Annotated in this window: 14 protein-coding genes; 10 read left to right on the top strand and 4 right to left on the bottom strand. The window is 46.6% G+C overall.

Going from position 1 to position 20,251, the window contains the following annotated elements:
- Window positions 1-56 precede the first annotated feature (56 nt).
- Window positions 57-536, top strand: a complete 480-nt coding sequence (gene bfr, locus J3492_RS11000; protein WP_207992102.1) for a bacterioferritin — start codon at window positions 57-59, stop codon at window positions 534-536.
- Between the two features lie 131 nt (window positions 537-667).
- Here bfr and J3492_RS10995 read toward each other — a convergent pair whose 3' ends face one another.
- The gene (locus J3492_RS10995; protein ID WP_207992101.1) at window positions 668-2,044 is read right to left on the bottom strand and encodes a DHA2 family efflux MFS transporter permease subunit; all 1,377 of its coding nucleotides are present in this window, start codon (window positions 2,042-2,044) and stop codon (window positions 668-670) included.
- Between the two features lie 289 nt (window positions 2,045-2,333).
- On the opposite strand from J3492_RS10995, the gene yghU reads away from it, so the two are divergent.
- The 9 genes from yghU to J3492_RS10950 all read left to right on the top strand — a co-directional run bounded on the left by yghU (window position 2,334) and on the right by J3492_RS10950 (window position 17,281).
- Window positions 2,334-3,170, top strand: coding sequence for a glutathione-dependent disulfide-bond oxidoreductase (gene yghU / locus J3492_RS10990; RefSeq protein ID WP_207992100.1), 837 nt, complete (start codon window positions 2,334-2,336; stop codon window positions 3,168-3,170).
- Between the two features lie 235 nt (window positions 3,171-3,405).
- The gene (locus J3492_RS10985) at window positions 3,406-4,518 is read left to right on the top strand and encodes a DUF1176 domain-containing protein (RefSeq protein WP_207992099.1); all 1,113 of its coding nucleotides are present in this window, start codon (window positions 3,406-3,408) and stop codon (window positions 4,516-4,518) included.
- Window positions 4,519-5,106: 588 nt separating this feature from the next.
- On the top strand, window positions 5,107-6,723 hold the full coding sequence (gene csdA, locus J3492_RS10980; protein ID WP_207992098.1) for a DEAD/DEAH box helicase CsdA: 1,617 nt from the start codon (window positions 5,107-5,109) through the stop codon (window positions 6,721-6,723).
- Window positions 6,724-6,960: 237 nt separating this feature from the next.
- Window positions 6,961-8,205: a DUF819 family protein gene (locus tag J3492_RS10975; protein WP_207992097.1), complete on the top strand. Its 1,245-nt coding sequence runs from the start codon at window positions 6,961-6,963 to the stop codon at window positions 8,203-8,205.
- Between the two features lie 216 nt (window positions 8,206-8,421).
- On the top strand, window positions 8,422-10,980 hold the full coding sequence (gene uvrA / locus J3492_RS10970; protein ID WP_207992096.1) for an excinuclease ABC subunit UvrA: 2,559 nt from the start codon (window positions 8,422-8,424) through the stop codon (window positions 10,978-10,980).
- Between the two features lie 51 nt (window positions 10,981-11,031).
- Window positions 11,032-11,775 (top strand): M90 family metallopeptidase, encoded by a 744-nt coding sequence (locus J3492_RS10965; RefSeq protein ID WP_207992095.1) that lies wholly within the window; start codon window positions 11,032-11,034, stop codon window positions 11,773-11,775.
- Between the two features lie 348 nt (window positions 11,776-12,123).
- Window positions 12,124-13,887 carry a caprolactamase subunit beta gene (gene capB, locus J3492_RS10960; RefSeq protein WP_207992094.1) on the top strand — a complete coding sequence of 588 codons (1,764 nt, stop codon included), beginning with the start codon at window positions 12,124-12,126 and terminating at the stop codon, window positions 13,885-13,887.
- Between the two features lie 66 nt (window positions 13,888-13,953).
- On the top strand, window positions 13,954-16,035 hold the full coding sequence (gene capA / locus J3492_RS10955; protein WP_207992093.1) for a caprolactamase subunit alpha: 2,082 nt from the start codon (window positions 13,954-13,956) through the stop codon (window positions 16,033-16,035).
- Window positions 16,036-16,210: 175 nt separating this feature from the next.
- Window positions 16,211-17,281 (top strand): AraC family transcriptional regulator, encoded by a 1,071-nt coding sequence (locus tag J3492_RS10950; RefSeq protein ID WP_207992092.1) that lies wholly within the window; start codon window positions 16,211-16,213, stop codon window positions 17,279-17,281.
- Between the two features lie 309 nt (window positions 17,282-17,590).
- On the opposite strand, the gene J3492_RS10945 is transcribed toward J3492_RS10950, so the two are convergent.
- The 3 genes from J3492_RS10945 to J3492_RS10935 form a co-directional block, all read right to left on the bottom strand.
- Window positions 17,591-18,265 (bottom strand): hypothetical protein, encoded by a 675-nt coding sequence (locus tag J3492_RS10945; RefSeq protein ID WP_207992091.1) that lies wholly within the window; start codon window positions 18,263-18,265, stop codon window positions 17,591-17,593.
- Between the two features lie 452 nt (window positions 18,266-18,717).
- Entirely contained in the window at window positions 18,718-19,731 is a 1,014-nt protein-coding gene (locus J3492_RS10940; RefSeq protein WP_207992090.1) for a virulence RhuM family protein/type II toxin-antitoxin system death-on-curing family toxin, read from the bottom strand.
- A 199-nt stretch (window positions 19,732-19,930) separates the two neighbouring features.
- The coding region (locus J3492_RS10935; protein WP_207990131.1) for an IS1 family transposase at window positions 19,931-20,251 on the bottom strand (321 nt) is incomplete at its 5' end.

Below are 20,251 nucleotides of genomic sequence, written 5' to 3'. Positions count from 1 at the left end.
GCGAAAAGTAACATATTAATATTTGGCTAAAATAACCAGAGATAAGGAGAGAGGTCATGAAAGGAGATAAAGAGGTTATCGCAGCATTAAATAAAGTACTGGGCCAGTCGCTGATTGCGATCAACCAGTATTTTTTGCATGCTCGTATCGCTCGTCATTGGGGTTTAGAAGTACTTAATGACTCACTGTATAAGCAGTCTATTGCTGAGATGAAATGGTCTGATGATCTGATTGCCCGTATTTTATTGTTAGGTGGTCTACCAAACCTACAAGAGCTGGGTAAAGTGTTGGTGGGCGAGGATGTGCCAGAGGTCATTGACTGTAATCTGCGTCTAGAAAAACAAAAATTTGCTATCATTACTGACGCCATTACTTTGTGTGAGAGCAAACGTGATTACGTGTCTCGTCAGTTGCTCACCACCTTAAAAGACGGCAATGAAGAGTATCAAGACTGGCTTGAGACTCAAGAAGACCTGATCGCAAGCATTGGGATAGAGCGTTATACCCAATCACAAATAAATGATGATACCCCTTAAGATAGAGATGGGGGCAATCAGCCATTTTTGGTGACTTAGATGAGCATGCCAGCCTATGTTTGGGTTTATATCCAAAAACAGGCTGGCATGTCTGTTTTTATGGTGAGGTTTTATCATCAAGGTGTCTTGGATTAATATAAGCCTCGACCATCTTCAGGTTTTAGGCGCAAGAAATACAGTCCTGAGAGGATGGTTAAGATACCAAGCACCCAGTAAGTGGTTTGAAACGCCGCTAAAGTATCAAGCTCAAAACGCTCTCGCAGTAAGTTAAGGACAGCGGCACCAAAGGCGATACCAAAGCTGATAGCCAGCTGTTGGTTGACCGCCATCAGACTATTGCCACTACTGGTTTGGGTGCCTTCTAAATCACCAATAGTAATCGTATTCATAGCGCTAAACTGCATGGAGTTACAAGCGCCCATGACTACTAGCAAAGGGATAAACCATAGCCAGTTGCTAGGATCATTAAACTGGGCCAATAAGATGATTAGTATACCAATCAGCGACGTATTGAGTACCAACACTTTACGATAGCTAAAACGCTGGATAATTTTACTGACCCAAGGCTTGATACCGATAGCCCCTATAGCGATAGGAGCGAGCAGCCATCCGGCTTTGGAAGGTGAATACTCAAACACCACTTGTAGTAATAATGGCAATAAAAAAGGCACAGCGCTAATACCTAGGCGAGTAAATAAATTGCCGGTGATGCCGATACGAAAAGTACGGATATTAAATAAGCTTAACGGAAAAAGCGGCGTGGTTTTGCGCTTGGCATGTACCACATAGGCGCTCAACAAAACGCTAGCAGCTATCGCCAGTATCAGCCCATACAGACCACGCCCAACCTGTGAGCCCAGCTCAACAGCGAGAGTAAAGCCGCAAGCTGCCGCCGCAAACAGTCCAAAGCCTAGCCAATCTAAGCGCTTGGTGTCTTCAAACAACGCAGGTACCAGGGTTTTTCCCATAAAGTAGCCCAGTATGCCCATCGGAATATTGATTAAAAATATCCAGTGCCAGCTGGTGTATTGGACGATATAGCCACCCAGTACTGGCCCTACGAGCGGCGCGACCAAGGCTGGAATAACGGCAAAGTTCATTACAGTCAGTAGCTGATTGCGTGGATAAGACTTGACCAGTATGAGGCGAGCAACAGGTGTCATCATGGCACCGCCGATGCCTTGTATCACCCGTGAACCTATCAAAAAGTCTAAAGTCGGTGAGGCGGCACAAAGCAAAGAGCCGACAGAAAATATCACGATTGCGGTCAAAAAAATGCGGCGTGTGCCATACTTGTCCGCCAAAAAGCCACTGATCGGTATAAAGATGGCCAACGTCAGGGCATAACTGATCACCGCCCATTGCATTTTTAGCGGCGACTCACCAAGTGCTTGCGCCATTTGCGGTAGTGAGGTGTTTAAAATAGTGGCATCTAATATTTGCATAAAAAGAGCCACGGCCAGTACATAGGGGAGATATTTACTTTGCGTGTCTGTGAGCGTCACCATATGTACATCACCATAAAGCAGATAGAAACTGCCGAGAACGTTACGTTCTGCTGCGCAATTAAAAAACGTCAATCATAACGTGATTCACTTAGATTAGAAACCACTACATTAATTACATGAGGGACTTTGAGAAAGGAACAACTCTTCATTATAGTAAGACCATAAGAGACATCTAAGAATGATGCGACTCTTGGATAGAAAATGACCGCTTCAATATAAAACTATCAGCCTAAACGGTCAAACATTCAACACCCCCTAAAATAACCCCTAAAATAACAAAGGATCATTTATGAGTACCCCCAACACGCCAGACAATAACCACCAAACCACCTATACACCGCCGAAGGTATGGAGCAATGACAAAGAAAACGGCGGCAAGTTTGCCAGTACCAATAGCCCGACTGCCGGTGCTCGTCATGAGCAATCCCTCCCTGTAGGAGATGCGCCGCTTCAGCTGTACTCACTTAACACCCCAAATGGCATAAAAATAAACATCCTGTTAGAGGAGTTGGCTGAGCTTGGTCTCCAAGGTGCCAAGTACGATGCCTATAAGATTGATATCTCTGAGGGCGATCAGTTTGGGTCAGACTTTGTAGCGATCAATCCCAATTCAAAGATTCCAGCATTGGTGGATTATACCGATAAGTCTGCGCCGATAAGTATCTTTGAGTCTGGCGCAATTGCATTATACCTTGCCGAAAAGTTTGAAAAATTTGTACCGTTAGAGCAAGGGCGGGCACGGGCTGAATGCTTGTCTTGGTTGATGTGGCAAATGGGCAGTGCGCCTTATTTGGGTGGCGGCTTTGGGCATTTTTACGCCTATGCTCCAGAGCCGATGGAATACCCCATCAATCGCTTCACCATGGAAACCAAACGTCAGCTTGATGTTTTGGACAGACACCTAGCAAGCAACGACTACCTGTGTGGCAATGGTGACAGTGCCTATAATATTGCTGATATGGTCATTTGGGCTTGGTATGGTCGACTCGTACTTGGTGAGTTGTATGATGCGGCTGAGTTTTTACAAGTGGATGATTATACTCATGTGCAACGTTGGGCAAAAAATATCGCCAATAGAGCAGCGGTAAAAAGAGCCTTAACGCTAGAGTTGTCACCTATTAGCTAGATCAGCCTTTGCGACGGTTTATTTCAAACAATCGTCGATGGTGTGAATCGATACAAGACCAGTAGGCAAGCTGCTTATTGGTCTTGTTGGCCTTTATAGGATCAGATAGCTATACAGTATTCGACTAAAGTTGTTTGATTATATGTTTACACAATGATACATTATCATAATGTATTGAATATCAATAGGTTGGCCTGTTGGTTTTTATATTGACGCTGTGAGACAAAATAAATTAATGAATAATATCATCCCTACTAGCGCCTTAAAATACGGCCTGATACTGCCAGTAATCATGGCCAGCACCGCTTTTAGTACAATGAGCAATGCGGCTATGCCTGCTGTAGAAATGACCCATCATGATTGGCAGGTCGTCTGTGACAATACACGCACTTGTCGGCTGGCAGGTTACCAATCTGTAGATGAGAGTACGTTGCCCGTATCGGTGCTTTTTACCCGCCGTGCTGGTAATAACGCTAGTGTCACTGGCCGTGTCAAAATAGGCACTGCTAAGCAAAGCTCAACCAAGGCACTGTTGCAATTGGGCAGACGCCATCGTATCTCGCTGGTCATCGATGGTAAAAACCTGGGAGAAACCAAGCCTTTTTTGACAGCAGCGGGAGATGCCGAGCTGACAGCCGCTCAAGTCGCAGCACTGCTTGATGCGCTAAAAAAGCCAAGCAAAGTCGAATTTGTACTGCGTAACACTCGCTGGCAGTTGTCCGATAAAGGGGCAGCGGCCGTGATGTTAAAAGCTGATGAGGTGCAAGGACGAGTAGGGACACCAAGTGCTTTTATAAAAAGTGCTTTTATAAAAAAAAGTGCCCCAACCAAGTCTAATAACAGCGTGTTACCAGCAAAGCCATCGCCACAATTGCAGCTGGTCATTCCAAATGCCGGCACATCAGCCCGTAATAAAAAATTCAGTCTACAAGCCTCACAGCTTACTGAACTGGTGAAGGGCACTATACAAGACATGCAGGACTCTTGCCCAAAACTAACCGATGGCTCACCTTGGCGCACCAATCGCCTAAACGCCACCCAAGTTCTGATTCAACACAGCTGCTGGCTCAGCGCCTACAATTCAGGAACAGGCATGTGGGTGATCAATGACCGCTCACCATATGACCCAGTGCTAGTAACCACCAATGCCACAGAGTATGCGGCAGGCAAGATAAGCTCAATCCAAAAAGGCCGAGGGCTTGGTGACTGCTTGTCTAGAAAAGACTGGGTTTGGACAGGCCAGCGCTTTGTAAAAAGCTATGAGGGCACCACGGGGCTTTGTCGTATGGTGGAGATTGGCGGCGCTTGGCAGCTGCCTACCTTTGTATCAGAAGTCAAAAGCATATAAGCTATTAATCGCCACCATCGTCAGGGTTGCTTGTCAGGATAAAAAAAGCCCTTGATATTGATATAATTAACCCGCTTTATAAGTGGTTTTGGCGATGGTTGAAAATAAAACGATAAACATGGATTTACTGTGCTATAATACGTCCCCCACGTTAGCAGTGACTCACGTGGATTATGAGATTGATAACATCGCCTGCGATTTTGGGTCTAGGATGACCGTAAGTAATTGTTGCCGATGATTTTGTGTACTTAAATAACACGTCATTAATGTCGTTATTTTTGACTCATACCTTATCTACTAGCTTATTGGACTAGATTGGTTGTTGTTTGCCTTTATCTGCTTTGGACAAAGCGTTGATAATTGGTTTAATAACAAGCAAGGATAAGACACTCGGCACTACCACCAAAATACGTCAGACAACATATCTACCTTAAATAAAAGCCAGAGCGTTAATGCGCTTGGCTTATAATCGTTGATGATTTATATCGTGCGATTATTATATGATTAAGGGGGATGCGATGAACGGTTATCAGTGGTAGGCATCAAGTTTGCTGAATGTGCAGCAACTTATACTTACCAAGGATACTCATGACTGACATCTTGTCTACTATCGCCGCTGAAAACGGCATCATCGAAAACGCAAACACCGAAAGCAACAGCACTGACTCTCAAGCGGCGACTACTGACGCAGCTGAAGAAAACCAAGTCACTTTTAAAGACCTCAATATCGCCAAGCCTATTCTTAGCGCTCTAGACCGTGTTGGTTATAGCAACCCAACGCCTATCCAAGCACAAGCCATTCCTTTTGCTCTGCAAGGCCGTGACCTTTTATTATCAGCGCAAACCGGTAGTGGTAAAACGGCTGCATTTGTTATTCCAGTACTCGACCGTCTAAGCCGTGCGACCAGTTTTGATAAACTAACCAAAGCGCTTATCCTCACGCCAACTCGTGAGCTTGCTCAGCAAGTACATGACAGCGTGCGCACGTACTCTAAAGACATGCGTGGTATTTTTTGTGTGCCATTGGTCGGCGGTGCACCTTACAACGGTCAAATCACTGCTCTACGTAAAGGCGTACAAGTCATCGTGGCCACGCCAGGCCGTCTACTTGACCATATCAAAGCTGGCCGTGTCGATCTGTCGCACCTAGAAGTGTTGGTGCTTGATGAAGCAGACCGTATGCTCGACATGGGCTTTGCTGATGACATCAATGACATCTTAAAAGCGGCGCCAACAGATCGTCAAACCATCATGTGTTCAGCCACTTGGGACGGCCCTGTCGGCAAGATCGCAGCCAGCTTTACCAAAAACCCTGAGCGTGTCTCTATCAAAGTTGAGTCAGCTCATATCGAAGAAAAAGTGTATTACTGTGATGACTTTGACCACAAAAACAGATTGCTTGACAAGATTGTTTGTCAGCAAGAAATGGATCAAATCATCATCTTTGCGGCGACCAAGCGCAGCACCGAAAAACTTGCAAAGCAGCTACAAGAAGCTGGTCATAGAGCGAGCTTTTTACATGGCGACTTGCCACAAAGCAAGCGTAACCGTATCGTGCAAGACTTACGTAAGGGCAAATGTAAAATCCTAGTCGCCACTGACGTCGCTGCCCGTGGTCTTGATGTACCAGCCATCTCGCACGTGATTAACTACGACTTACCACGTCAAACCGAAGACTACGTCCACCGTATTGGCCGCTGTGGCCGTGCGGGTCGTACTGGTATTGCTATCAGCTTATGCAGTATGGACGATCGCCCACAACTAAACGCTATCAACCGCTATTTAGATCGTAAGATGGAAGTCTGTGTCATCGAAGGTATGGAGCCAAAGAAAACCTACGTACCAAGTGAGAACAAGGGTAAGGGACGTGGTCGTGGCCGCGGACGCTCAGGTGGTGGTCAAGGCCGTGGACGTTCAAACGATCGTAGAGCGACGGGTCAACGTGCCAGCAATGACAGTGGCTATCAAGGCCAAGGGGCAGGCAAGTCACGTGACTCATCAGGCAAGCCAAAAGATCGTTTTGGTGGTAAACCATATCAAGGCAAACGCAGTGGCCCAAGCCGTGGTGATGGCACTAGCGCCCCACGAGGTGACCGTGCTGCGACAGGTCGTGGTCGTCCAAGTGGTAGCCAAGGTCGCCCAGCAAATCGCTCAGATCGCCGTGGCGGCCGTCCAACAGGTGGTAGCCGAGGCAAAAACTCATAAGACTACCCTATGTTGTGACTAAATCAGTCGTATAAAAACAGCAGCAAAAGCCAGATACTTTGAGTATCTGGCTTTTTTGTGCATACTCATTTTATGCTATGGTCAAGAAATTTTAAAACCGCTATAAGCAGCGGCGCTGGGTTAGGGCTAGTAGAATAAAGCAATACTTGCTTGCGTGACTTTTTTGCCTTGTCTATACTGAGCTACTTTATAATTTGCTACGATCGGAGCTTATAGATGCCCGCCACCTCAAGTTTAGCAATCGATAGCCTGCCGTTAGCCTTTGGTATTATCATGGCCATTATCGGTTTGGTGTTTTATACCCAAGGATTGCCCGGTAAGTTTTGGCGGCGTTTTTATGCCGTACTGCCTGGCATTGTCCTATGCTGCTTTATACCTGCAACGCTTAACAGCTTAGGGGTGTTTGCAGACGGTGTGGGCTCGCAGATTTATGGCTTTACTGCCACGTATCTATTGCCAGCCAGCTTGCTACTGATGACCCTGTCGATGGATGTGCCCAAGATATTGGGGTTGGGCTGGAAAGCCATTGCCATGTTTTTTGCCGCCAGTATCGCCATTATCATCAGTGGTCCGATCAGCTTAGGTATCGCCAAATGGGTGTCGCCCAGTATGTTTAGCGATGACACCTTATGGCGTGGGTTTTCGGCCGTGGCGGGCAGCTGGATTGGTGGTGCGGCCAACCAAGCGGCAATGAAGGAGCTGTTTGGGGTCAGTGATGACTTGTTTGGCATGATGATCCTGGTCGATACCACCAACGCCTCGCTATGGCTGCTCGCGATACTTATCATGGCCAAACACAGTGATAAAATTGATAAATTGTTAAAAGCTGATAGTAGCAGTATCGACAAAGTTATCACCGCCGTTGAGAGCTATGAGCGCCACCATGCACGGCCTGCGACTTTAAATGACCTCATGGTGATGTTTGGTTTATGCTTTGCCATGGTAGGCGTGGCGCACTTTTTGGGCGGGCAAATTGCAGGGTTTTTTGCGCCTTATAGCTGGGCGGTGCAGTACAGCTTTGCCAGTAGCTTCTTTTGGATGGTGGTCATCATTACCATCATAGGGGTGATCTTCTCTTTTACCAAAATTCGCCGGCTTGATCATGTAGGCGCCTCCAAAATCGGTACGGTATTTATTTTTGTACTGATTGCGGCCATTGGCATGCAAATCAATCTAGCCGGTATTGTCTCGCAGTGGCGACTGCTCCTTATCGGCCTGCTATGGATGAGTATTCACGTCGTCATTATCTTTGCTGTCGCAAGGCTCATTCGTGCGCCGTTTTTCTTTTTGGCCGTGGGCTCTAATGCCAATACGGGCGGCGCGTCCTCAGCCCCGATTGTCGCTACCGCCTTTCATCCATCACTCGCACCAGTTGGGGTGTTTTTGGGTATTCTTGGCTATGCAGTCGGTACCTTTGGCGGCTATATCAGTACGCAAATGATGCGGCTGGTGGTGGGCTAAGGTTAAAAATTCCTCTGAGCTGTCAATCTCAATTGAAAAGAGCGTGCTAAGATATTTTCTTAGCACGCTCTTTTTATGTCATTTAAGTATAAAGTTATCGTTTTGTCTTTCTATGCTATGAATACGTAAGCCTAGCTCTAGCCTACAGCCAAGGTGTGTTAACCTCTTGTGAATCAAGTCTTATAATAATAATGAGTTAAGAGGAAAGACTGCGGTATGGCCAAGTACAATAACACAATCTCGCGCGACCCTTATAGCCCTCCCAATCATCAACGAAGCAAGCAACCAAACAGCCACGTGCAAGTCCGAGGCGCGCGCGTTCATAACCTCAAGAATATCGATGTCGATTTGCCGCGTGATGCGCTGGTGGTGTTTACTGGGATATCAGGCTCAGGGAAGTCGTCACTGGCGTTTGGTACTTTGTTTGCTGAGTCGCAGCGGCGCTATTTAGATTCGGTAGCGCCTTATGCTCGCCGTCTGATCGATCAAGTGGAGGAGCCTGATGTCGATGCGATAGAAGGCTTGCCACCAGCGGTCGCTTTGCAGCAGCAGCGCGGAACGCCTTCAGTGCGCTCATCGGTGGCAAGCGTCACCACCATCTCTAACGCCCTACGGATGCTGTATTCGCGGGCAGGGGAGTATCCGGCCGGTCAAGATATGCTCTATGCCGATGCCTTCTCGCCCAATACGCCAGAGGGGGCATGCCCGATGTGCTCGGGTATTGGCCGAGTGTTTGATGTGACCGAAGAGTTGATGGTGCCTGATGGTAGCAAGTCCATTCGTGAGCGGGCGATTGCGTCGTGGCCCGGCGCATGGCAAGGACAAAACCTGAGCCGTATATTGACCACGCTTGGCTATGATATCGATACGCCGTGGCACAAATTGCCCAAAAAGTCTCGCGATTGGATCTTATATACTGATGAGACGCCAACGGTGCCCGTCTACCCTGAATACAACCTTGAGCAAACGCGTGCTGCGATTGAAAAAGGTGAAAAGCCCAACTATATGGGCACATATATCAGCGCAAAAAACTTTATCTTAAATGCCTTTACCACCACGCAAAGTCCACGGGTCAAGAAGCGTGTCTCACAGTTTATGCAAATCTCCGTATGCCCAGAGTGCCACGGTAAAAAACTCAAAAAAGAATCGCTATCGGTGACGTTTGCGGGGCTAGATATAGGCGAGCTATCGCAACTTACCCTAACCGATTTGGCGCTTGCGCTGCAAAAAACAGCACATACAAAAATCAAAGATGATACCCCCAACCGTGAAAAAGCCATCGTCGCACAGCGTATTGCTAGCGATATATTAGCGCGTGTTGAGGCATTGACAAGACTGGGCTTGGGTTACTTGTCGCTTGAGCGCACCACGCCGACATTGTCGCCAGGGGAGTTGCAGCGTCTTAGATTAGCCACACAAATACGCTCGCAGCTGTTTGGGGTGGTGTATGTGCTTGATGAGCCCTCCGCTGGTCTGCATCCCGCTGACACGCAAGCACTGCTGGGCGCATTGGATGAGCTCATCGCCGCTGGCAATTCAGTGCTTGTCGTCGAGCATGATGTGAGCGTCATTCGTCATGCCGATTGGGTGGTCGATGTCGGGCCGCAGGCGGGCACGCATGGCGGCGAGATTGTCTATAGCGGCCCTGTAGAGGGTTTGCGTCAGGTCACTGAATCAACAACCGCACAATATCTTTTTACCGATAAAGAGACGGCGCACAAACAACCGCTTAGAAAACCTAGCGCTTGGTTACAGCTTGCTGATATAGAGCGCAATAATATCCAAGGGTTAAGTATTGCGTTTCCGCTAGGGGTGATGACCTGTGTGACAGGCGTATCGGGATCAGGAAAATCAAGTTTGGTCAGTCAGGCGCTAGTTGAGTTAGTCAATGAAGCCTTAGGGAAAGAAGTGGTTACCCAAGCTGCAACTGATGAAGCGGATTTGTTAGATCAGGAGATCGAGATGGTCATTAAAGGCCAAATCATTGCTGGCATGGACAAGGTCAGCCGCCTTATTGATATCAATCAAAAAGCCATTGGCCGTACGCCACGCTCAAACCTTGCCACCTATACAGGGCTGTTTGACGATGTCCGTAAATTATTTGCGGCAACGGCAGAGGCCAAAGCGCGCGGTTATGATGCAGGCCGTTTTTCATTTAACACACCAAAGGGTCGTTGCCCCAACTGTGAAGGGCTGGGGTTTGTTAGTGTCGAGCTGCTATTTTTGCCGAGTGTTTATGCGCCTTGCCAAGTTTGTCACGGTCAGCGCTATGACAATGACACGCTGGCGATTACTTACCGAGATAAAAACATCGCTGAAGTGCTGGATCTCACGGTAGAATCTGCTTATGCGTTTTTTGATGGAGAAGCCTCGATATTACCTGCTTTAGATGCTCTCTTGCAAGTTGGTCTTGGCTACTTGCGGCTGGGGCAGCCAGCGACTGAACTGTCGGGCGGCGAGGCGCAGCGTATCAAGCTTGCCACCGAGCTACAACGTACCCAGCGTGGCGATACGCTTTATATCCTTGATGAGCCGACCACTGGCCTACATCCTGCCGATGTGTCGATGCTGATGGCGCAATTGGAGGCGCTCGTCGAGGCGGGCAATACCGTCATTATGGTTGAGCACGATATGCAAGTGGCCAGCAATAGCGACTGGATTATCGATATTGGCCCAGGGGCAGGGGATGCAGGCGGGCAAGTCGTTGCTCAAGGCACACCTAGGGATGTGGCAACATCAAAGACCAGCAACACTGCGCCATTTTTATTAAGGTAATGTTAGGGCGTGTTGTCATCATTGCACATCGTTTAACGTTAAGGAACAACCATGTTTAGCATGATAAAAGACTGGCGTGAGCAGCGCATATTAGATAATAGTGAATTTACCACGGCTGATTGGCGGCAAGCTGCCAAGCGCATTGTCATACTCGACAGACTTAGCGAGGAGGATTTGACTCGTCTGTTTGAGCTGGCGACGTTATTCTTAGATGAAAAGTCGATTACCGGTGCGCAGGGCTTTGAGATTACCGATAAAGTCAGACTGTCTATTGCCTTGCAAGCCTGCCTACCGATTCTAAATCTAGGACTTGAATGGTACAAAGGCTGGTCGTCTATTATCATCTATCCTGGTTCATACAAAAGCCAGGCTAAAACGGTCGATGAGTTTGGTATTGTCCATGAGGGCAGTCAACATCGTAGCGGAGAGGCATGGCTGCGTGGGCCTGTGATACTGTCATGGAAGGATGCCAAACACTCAGGAGAGCGTGACGGTCATAATGTCGTCATTCATGAGTTTGTGCATAAGCTCGATATGTTGAATGGTAGCGCCAACGGATTTCCGCCCATGCACCCCGATATGGATCCGGCGCGCTGGACGGAAATTATGAGCCGTGACTTTGAAGACTTTCAAAAGCATCGCAAGTCAGGACTGGATCGTTATGGTGCGACCAATCCAGCGGAGTTTTTTGCGGTGCTTAGCGAGGTGTTTTTTGAGACCCCGCAAAAGCTAATCGACGCTTATCCTGATATTTATGACATTATGGTGAAGTTTTTTCAGCAAACGCCATTGTAATCACAGTAATTCGAATCGACTATCGTAATAGTAAATAAAAAAGGCAGTGCATCACACACGATGCACTGCTTTTTTTATTTTAGCTTTTTTTATTGTTTTAAACTCAATGCTGGCAGGCATAAGAAGCAAACAAATTTAGGGTTTTATAGACACAGTTGTGCACTCACAGTCAAAAACCCTGCACTGTCAGCCAATCTATTTGCTAAAAACCCCGCTATAGTAAAAAAGCTTAGTCATTAGGATAGATGACAGCCAGACAAAGAATGAGGTTTTTTTCAGTGTTATAGGCCAAATTGGCCGTGCACAGCCGTTCATCTCTTTTATTACTTATCAGACAGGGAGTCTCACATGAGCCACGCTCACACTTCAATTGATCCTATTACCTTGTCCGTCGTACGTGGTGCCTTAGAGACGGCACAGCGTGAGATGACAACCACCTTAGAAAAAACCGCCCGCTCCAGTGTCTTTAACTTAGCTCACGATTACAGCAATGCGTTGTTTGATCATCTGCCTGAGATGATTTTGCAGGGGCAGGATATTCCTATTCATCTAGGCTCGCTTATGCCCGCCATGAAAGCCGTTGCCGAGTATTATGGTGATGACATCCACGAAGGCGATGTCATTTATCACAACGATCCGGTGATGATGGGCAGTCATATTTTAGACTGCTGTATGTACAAGCCGGTATTTTATCAAGGCGAGTTGGTGTTTTGGACGGTGTGTAAAGGTCACGTCACGGATATCGGCGGCCCAGTGCCTGCAGGCTACAACCCAGATGCCAAGGAAATCTATGCTGAAGGCTTACGTATCCCACCCATCAAAATCTGGGAAAAGGGCGTCAAACGTCATGATGTCATCAATTTAATTCACAGCAATATGCGCTCTCGCCGCAACCAAGAAGGCGATCTCAATGCCCAGTTTGGCGCTTGTGCGGTCGGTGAGCGTAACATGATTGCGCTGTTAGACAAGTATGGCGTAGAGACCGTACGGGCGGCGATTGAAGAGCTAAAAAACATGGCTGATACCCATATGCGCTCATTGATCTCCTCTATCCCAGATGGTCAGTATCATGGCGAAGCGGTATTGGAAGATTCAGGACATGGCTTGGGCGACTTGACCATCAGTGCTGATATTGAGATTACAGACAGCGATGTACATATTAAGATTACCAGCCCGCCGCAAGTGCCTTACTTTATTAACTCTTACGCAGGCAACTCGATGTCTGGTGTGCTGCTGGGGCTGATGATGTTTGCGCAAGTAGATCCGCCGTACAACGAAGGGTTGTACCGCTGTGTCACGGTGGACTTGGGCGAGCATGGCACGCTGTGTAATGCCAAAGAGCCAGCCCCACATGTCAACTGTACCACCACGCCGATGGAAACCTTGACCGATGCGGTGCGTATGGCATTTGAGGATGCTGCCCCAGATCGGGTGATTGCTTCTTGGGGTCATGCCTCTGGCATCAATATCTCAGGTATCGACCCAAAGACGGGCGAGCAGTATGTGACCATGATTCTGGCGTCGATCATCTCTGGTGCGGGTGCTACTCAGCAAATGGATGGATGGCATGCTTGTGGCCCCTTGTGCTGTTTCGGTGCGTTAAGCTCAGGTGATATCGAACTACTCGAGTACCAGTATCCGATCTTGATCCATAAATATGGTCTGGCAGAAGACAGTGGCGGCGCAGGCGAGTATCGCGGCGGCTGTGGTACGGTATGGGAAGTTGAGCCATTGGGTCATGAGATGACAGTGGTGGCATTCGGTGAAGGCCGTGAGCATCCGACGATGGGTGCGGCAGGCGCTGAGCAAATCTCACCTGAGCTAAAGGTGGGACGCTTGGAGATTATCCATAAAGATGGCGTCACGGACTTGTATAAACAAAACACTGTAAAAGAGATAACACCTGGGCAGCGTGCCCGAAACACCAACCCTGGCGGTGGTGGCTACGGTAGCTCGTTTGTTCGACCTATCCCAGCCGTACTAAAAGATGTACAAGAAAGAATCATCTCAGTGGCAGCGGCCAAGACCGAGTACGGTGTGGTAATCGACCCACAAACGCTGGCAGTCAATGAAGCCGAGACTGAGGCGCTGCGTCGTCAGCTGACCGCATAGCGCTAAATGGACAAATGACATTACGACACTGAACTGATAATAAATAATTTGAGTTAAGGATGACTTATGAAAAATGATTTTCGAATTGGCGTCGATGCTGGCGGGACGTTTACTGACTTTGTACTGGCCGAAAAAACAGGCGATGTACATTTATTTAAGGCGCCATCCACGCCTGAAGATGGCACCTTGGCCATCGCCAATGGACTGCAGCAAATTGCCGACCAGTTTGACCGTCCTATTGAGGATATTATCCAAGCCTGCGATCTATGTATCAACGGTACCACTGTGGCGCTCAACGCCTTGATTCAGATGAAAGGGGTAAAAGTCGGGCTGCTATGCACCGCAGGCCACGAAGACAGTGTCGAGATTCGCTTAGGGCATAAGGAAGAAGGGCATCGCTATGATGCCAGTTACCCGCCAGCACCACAAATCGCTACCCGTGATCGTCGCTTTCCGATTCGTGGCCGTATCTTAGCCGATGGTACCGAGCATGAGCCGCTAAATGAGCAAGACATCCTCGATGCGATCAAAGTATTGAAAGAAAAAGACATACAAGCGGTGGCGATCTCTTTTGTCTGGTCTATTCGCAATACCCAGCATGAGCAGCGCGCAAAGCAGCTGATCGAGCAGCATATGCCAGACGTATTTGTCTGCTGTGGCAGCGATGTCTATCCGCAGATCAAAGAATACACCCGTACTTCAACGACGCTAGTCAATGCTTATCTAAGCCCTGTTATGGCCTCGTATGTCCATAAGATTGATGATTATTTCAAGGCGTTAGGCGCAGAGCAGCCCGTTCGTTATTTTCAATCCAATGGCGGGCTTGCGGTTGGCGAGATTATGCGTGAGCGGGCAGTCAATGCCATCAACTCAGGGCCAGCGTCAGCGCCGCAAGCGGGATTATATATCGCCAGTCCGTTTGGTATTGATGACATTATTACCGTCGATATGGGCGGTACCTCTTTTGATATCACCATGGCAAAGTCAGGCCGCACCAGCCTCAACCGTGATATAGACTTTTTGCGCAATCGCATTGGCGTGCCGATGATTCATGTCGAGACCTTGGGCGCAGGCGGTGGCTCCATTGGGCATGTCAATACTTTTGGTATGCTTGAGGTCGGCCCTCAAAGTGCGGGCGCAACCCCTGGGCCGGCGTGTTATGGCAAAGGCGGGGAGCAGCCGACGGTGACTGATGCCAACTTGGTATTGGGTTATCTACAGCCCAATGCAGTGTTAGGCGGTAGTGTCACCTTGGATAAAGACAAAGCGGTGCAAGCGGTACAAACCCACATCGCTGATCCACTGAAGATTGATCTGGCGCATGCCGCCTTTGGTATCAGTGCCATCGTCAACCAAAACATGTCCAATGCCATTCGCCGTATTACCATTGAAAAGGGCTATGACCCTCGTGACTTTGCCCTTGTCTGTGCAGGCGGCGCAGGTGGTATGCATATTATTGCGCTGGCCGAGGAGATGGGTATTGGTACTATCTTAATTCCTAAGATTGCGTCATGCCTGTGCGCCTTTGGTCAGATTATCTCCGATATCAAGTATAACTACTTGGCGACGCAGATGATGATTTTAGCGCCAGAGGCAAATCTTCAAGAGCTAAATGCTACTTTGCAAGGTCTTGAAGAAGAAGGCGTGCAAAAGCTACTAGAAGATGGCTTTACCGATGAAGACATCTCTATTGAGCGTACCATGGAGATGCGCTACGTTGGTCAGGTGCACGAGTGTAACGTACTGATACCAAACGGCAAGCTTGATGCTGAGAGCGTGCAGACTATCTTAGAGTCATTTCATCAGCGTCACAAGGAGCTGTATACCTATGATGAGCGTGATAGTAAAGTCGAGCTGGTGAATATCGAAGTGGCGGTGATTGGTAAGATTAGTAAGCCACAGCTACCAACGCTTGCGCCGCAGCAAGGTGACATCAGCCAAGCTCAGATTGACAGTCGTGAGATGCTGTTTGATCAGTCTTATGACTGGATCGATACGCCTATCTATGATGGTGAGCAGTTCGGAGCTGGCGCTGTGGTCACTGGCCCTGCGCTTATCCAAGAACCAACCACGACTTTGGTCATTAAGGACGGCTGGCAAGCCCAGCTGCACGAAACAGGTACTTATAAACTTACCCGTGCTGCATAAAACATAAGACTGACTTTCTTTTAGCGTTCTTTTAGCATTAGTAAGGGCATCAGGTATTGAACCCAGTTCAAGACTTGATGCCTTTTTGGCTTTATTTATAATATAAAATAGGATCCTTCATTATTAGCTGCTAGGATAGCAGTACAGTTGTATACTAAATATTGAGTGTTCAAGGATGAATGCAAACCGTAAACCAGATAACCTTTCACGTCAGCATGAGCATACCGACCCAGTCTCATCGCGTCTGAATCCTCTTGCAAGCACGTTTGATGCCGATATAGCGCCTTCTTTATTGCCCATGCTCTCTACGTCAGCAGATAGCACCTCTCAAGCGCAGACGAGCCTAAATGCCTTTGACTGGAAGCGCACCATTAATGACACCTATTTTGATCTAAACGTAAGCTTTCGACAGCCCAATAAGTTTTTGGGATTTTTGCAGCATGCTAAGCTGCTCGATATCGGTGTCTCGCATTATCATGCCAATACCGTACACTATGATCGTGGTGCTCAAAGTGCTGATTACGATGACAGTATTTTAATCACGTTTCCGCTGACAGGCGATGTGCGCTTTATTCAAAAAAATCGCTCACTGAGCGCCAAACCAGGCCAGTTTTTTATTGAGCTGTCCAACTTACCTTATGAATTTTATCATCTGCATGAAGCATCACTGTATGTGATCAAAGTCCCGTTAGCCTTGTTAAGAGCGCAGTCGGGCACCATTGAGCGGCAGTTTGCCCGCAGCTTGTCTATCGATGAAGGTGCAGGCAGGTTACTGGTGTTTCAGATGAAGCAAATTTTGACGCTAATTCATCATCAAAAGCTGGCTGATTTGGAGATAAAAATACTAGAGCAGCAGCTGCTAAACCTGATTGTCTTGACATTAAGCGCACCCAAAGAGGTGATGATGAGTGAGATGTCAGCGATACAGTCTATACATCTCAAACGTATCGAGAATTATGTAAACTTAAATTTAGCAAACCCTGATTTGAGCCCAAAAACCGTCGCTGCTGCTTGTCATATCTCTGTTAGATACCTGCACAAACTCTTTGCTAGTCTGCCTTATAGCTTTTCGGAGTGGGTCAAGATGCTGCGTTTAAAGCAGGCCAATCATATTTTAAAGTCAAAGAGCTATGTCACCATTGAGGAGGTCGCTCATAGAGTCGGCTATGGCGATCAAAGTTACTTTTCTCGCATCTATAAACAGTATTTTGGTTATCCGCCTCGAGATACGCCCAACACGGGATAACAAGGTGTTGTTAATGTGATGTGACACACTTAAAACCGAATCATAATATAGTCAGTTCGAAATAAAATCGATACGCTCACATGAACGTGCAACTGGTACAAATTTTCCTTGCTTGCTGTGTCTACGCTGACAGATACTGCGCAAAATTCATACCAGCTGCACTGTATCTGTTTTAAAGTGAATTAACTATACAAGTTTTAAATATCTACAAATGTGAATATATAGCTAAAGTTATAGCAAAAAAGGGCAGGGCGTCATAATTGAGCGTCAACATCCTACTGTTTTAGCCACTATCTGCATATAAATGCACTAAATCGTCCACTGGTCAGTGATAACGGCTACCAGATAACGCTTACCTTGATAGTCATCAAACACCAAGCGCAATGCCCGCCAGTCTAAACCGCTGTACTCATCACTACCTTTATAGTAAAACTCAACGACATCAGAGTTTTGATATATTTTATTTAGGTTATTGATGCTATTGCCACTTTTTTGAAACTCATTGATGCTAAGGGTAGCGTCATTAAAGGTTTTGGCCTTTACCCAAGTGTCTAGGTACTCTGGTAGCGGTATGATTAATGGCTCACCAGTGCCGTCACGTTCACCCCAAGTAAAGCGGATTTTGGACTGCTGCAAATACTGAGCATACTGTTCACGGCTAAAGACCTTATCGGATTCAGGGCGCACATAAGCATACATGGAGAAACGTACACCACGGGTAGGATGAATGTCTTTGGTGATTCTGGCATAGTCGTTATTGGCAAGTGCACGCTGGATGCGTAACGCTTGCTGTTTGAGCGTTTGCTGGCTCATATCAGATATGATAGTAGATGATGAATGGCCGCTTTGATGATTGGGAATGGCCGTATTGGACTCAGCAGAAAACTGACAGCCTGTCATGATAAATATAGATGATAAGCATGCAGCAATAGATTGCTTTCTTAACAAGGACTTAGAGGTGCTAGGACGAGATAACGGCATCATAAAAATATCCTTACCTTGATTGAGATGAATCACATAGTGATGAAAGTAGAAGAAAATCCTCAGATAAATAAAAACGTACTGAAAAATTATTTAAATATCAATACTAAAATACCAAACATTAGGAAGGAGTTTTGTAATATTTGGTTTAAAGAATACCTTCAAGTCCGTTGGTTTGTTTTCGCATAATGTATATTATGTTAAATAGACTGTATTAGAGTGCAGCTCAGTCTATTACTTAACTTATGATTCTTGAATAACTCTTAGAACTCATCAATCTATCATAATTCCTATTATCACTAAATAATATGGCTCTGCCCTTGATAGATAAATAATTTGGATAGATTCGTAAAAATAACTTTGTGGCGTTTTCACAGCAGCGTCACCGCTTGATTTGATAATGCTGCTCTAGTATTTAAGGCAGTGCTTATTTTGTTCTAGGCTTAGTCGATTTTTTAACCCTCAAGCGATAACATATTCATAATCAGCTTAATCAGCGTTTCTTTCTGATTGGGATCCGACTCTGCTACCAGCAAGGTTAAAGCCGCAAGTCCGGTATTATTGATGACCATATCGCCCTCATTATTGAGCAACCGACCATTACGGTGCAAAAAATCAACGAACAAAAAAGCGCCGCTGCGCTTATTACCATCGGTGAAAGGATGATTTTTGACCATAAAATACAATAAGTGCGCCGCTTTACTTTCAATCGTTGGATACGCAGGTTCGCCAAATACCGTTTGCTGCAAGTTAGCTAGCACACTGTCCAAACCGTCACCGCGAGGTCTAGCAAATAACTCAGTGGCTTCACCACGAGATATCAGCTGAGCCTTTAGATCATTTAATGCTGTCATGGCCTCGTGAGTGGTTGGCAAGACGCCACCCGCCTGCCCTGCTGGATCGTCCAATAAACCTTCATCATAGCGCTGTAGCCATAAAAAGGTTTGTGTATAACGGCTGATAATTTCGATCAGTCCGCGCCCTTCATCCGTCTTTAATTCAGGACTTTGGGCGGTTTTTTTAATTAAAGCCAGTGCTTGTTGTAATTCACTAGAGTTTTTATCAAACCTTTGTTTGTTTAGCGTGTAACCTTGCACTAGATATTCACGCAGACGCTGAGTGGCCCAACGTCTAAATTGCACGCCTTGCGGTGATTTAATCCGGTAGCCTACTGAAATAACGACATCTAAATCGTAAAACGCTACTGGGCGATCAGAATTTGCAATATGCATTTTTTGCATATTGCTTTTTTCAGACACTTCTTCATCTTTTAGGGCATTAGCAATATGGCGTGAAATAACAGACTGGTCACGGCCAAATAAGTCAGTCATTTGTGCTTGCGATAGCCAAACGGTTTCCTGCTCAAAAAGCACATCTACTCGTGCTTGCCCATCAGCTGCTTGGTAGATCTCTATCTTTGCTTGATTATCATCTGTATTACTGTTATCTATGCGATCGTTAGTTGTCATTGATATTCCTTTAAAGATAAGGCTCTATGAGTTAGGATTGTTTTGAGCTCTTAATAAACATTCTAACCACACAGTATCATTTTTAAATTCAGTCAGCACCATGACATATAAAAAAAGACCACAACGCTAAGCTGTAGTCTTTTTAACATCAACATAAACTATTAAAAAAATGGGTGGTGTTCTAAAAAGTATGCTGGCATCAAACGTAGCCATAATTGACATAAAAGAACACCAGATCAAATACTTTAAAGTGATTATCAAGCTTTTTCGAGAAGCAACAGGTTCTTCTAACGGCTCGACGTAATCGGTGTCTAAGGCGGCAGTTATTACCTTCTATGCCTACGGTATGTTGTTTGCCAACCTGCTTGTTATTTGGCTTAAAGGCAGTTATAAAGCTGTCCCAGTTGTCCATGCTAATAGAGTAATAGCTGACTTTTAGTTGCTTAAGACGTGCTCTTAGCTTCTTAGCCGTTTTTAAGTCGCGTTTACCCCAGACATAAGCGACAATTTCATTAGTAGC

The organism is Psychrobacter coccoides, assembly GCF_017498085.1.
Taxonomy (GTDB): Bacteria; Pseudomonadota; Gammaproteobacteria; order Pseudomonadales; family Moraxellaceae; genus Psychrobacter; species Psychrobacter coccoides.
Note: the sequence above shows the minus strand (reverse complement) of the source record. Positions and strands in the feature narration are given on the sequence as shown.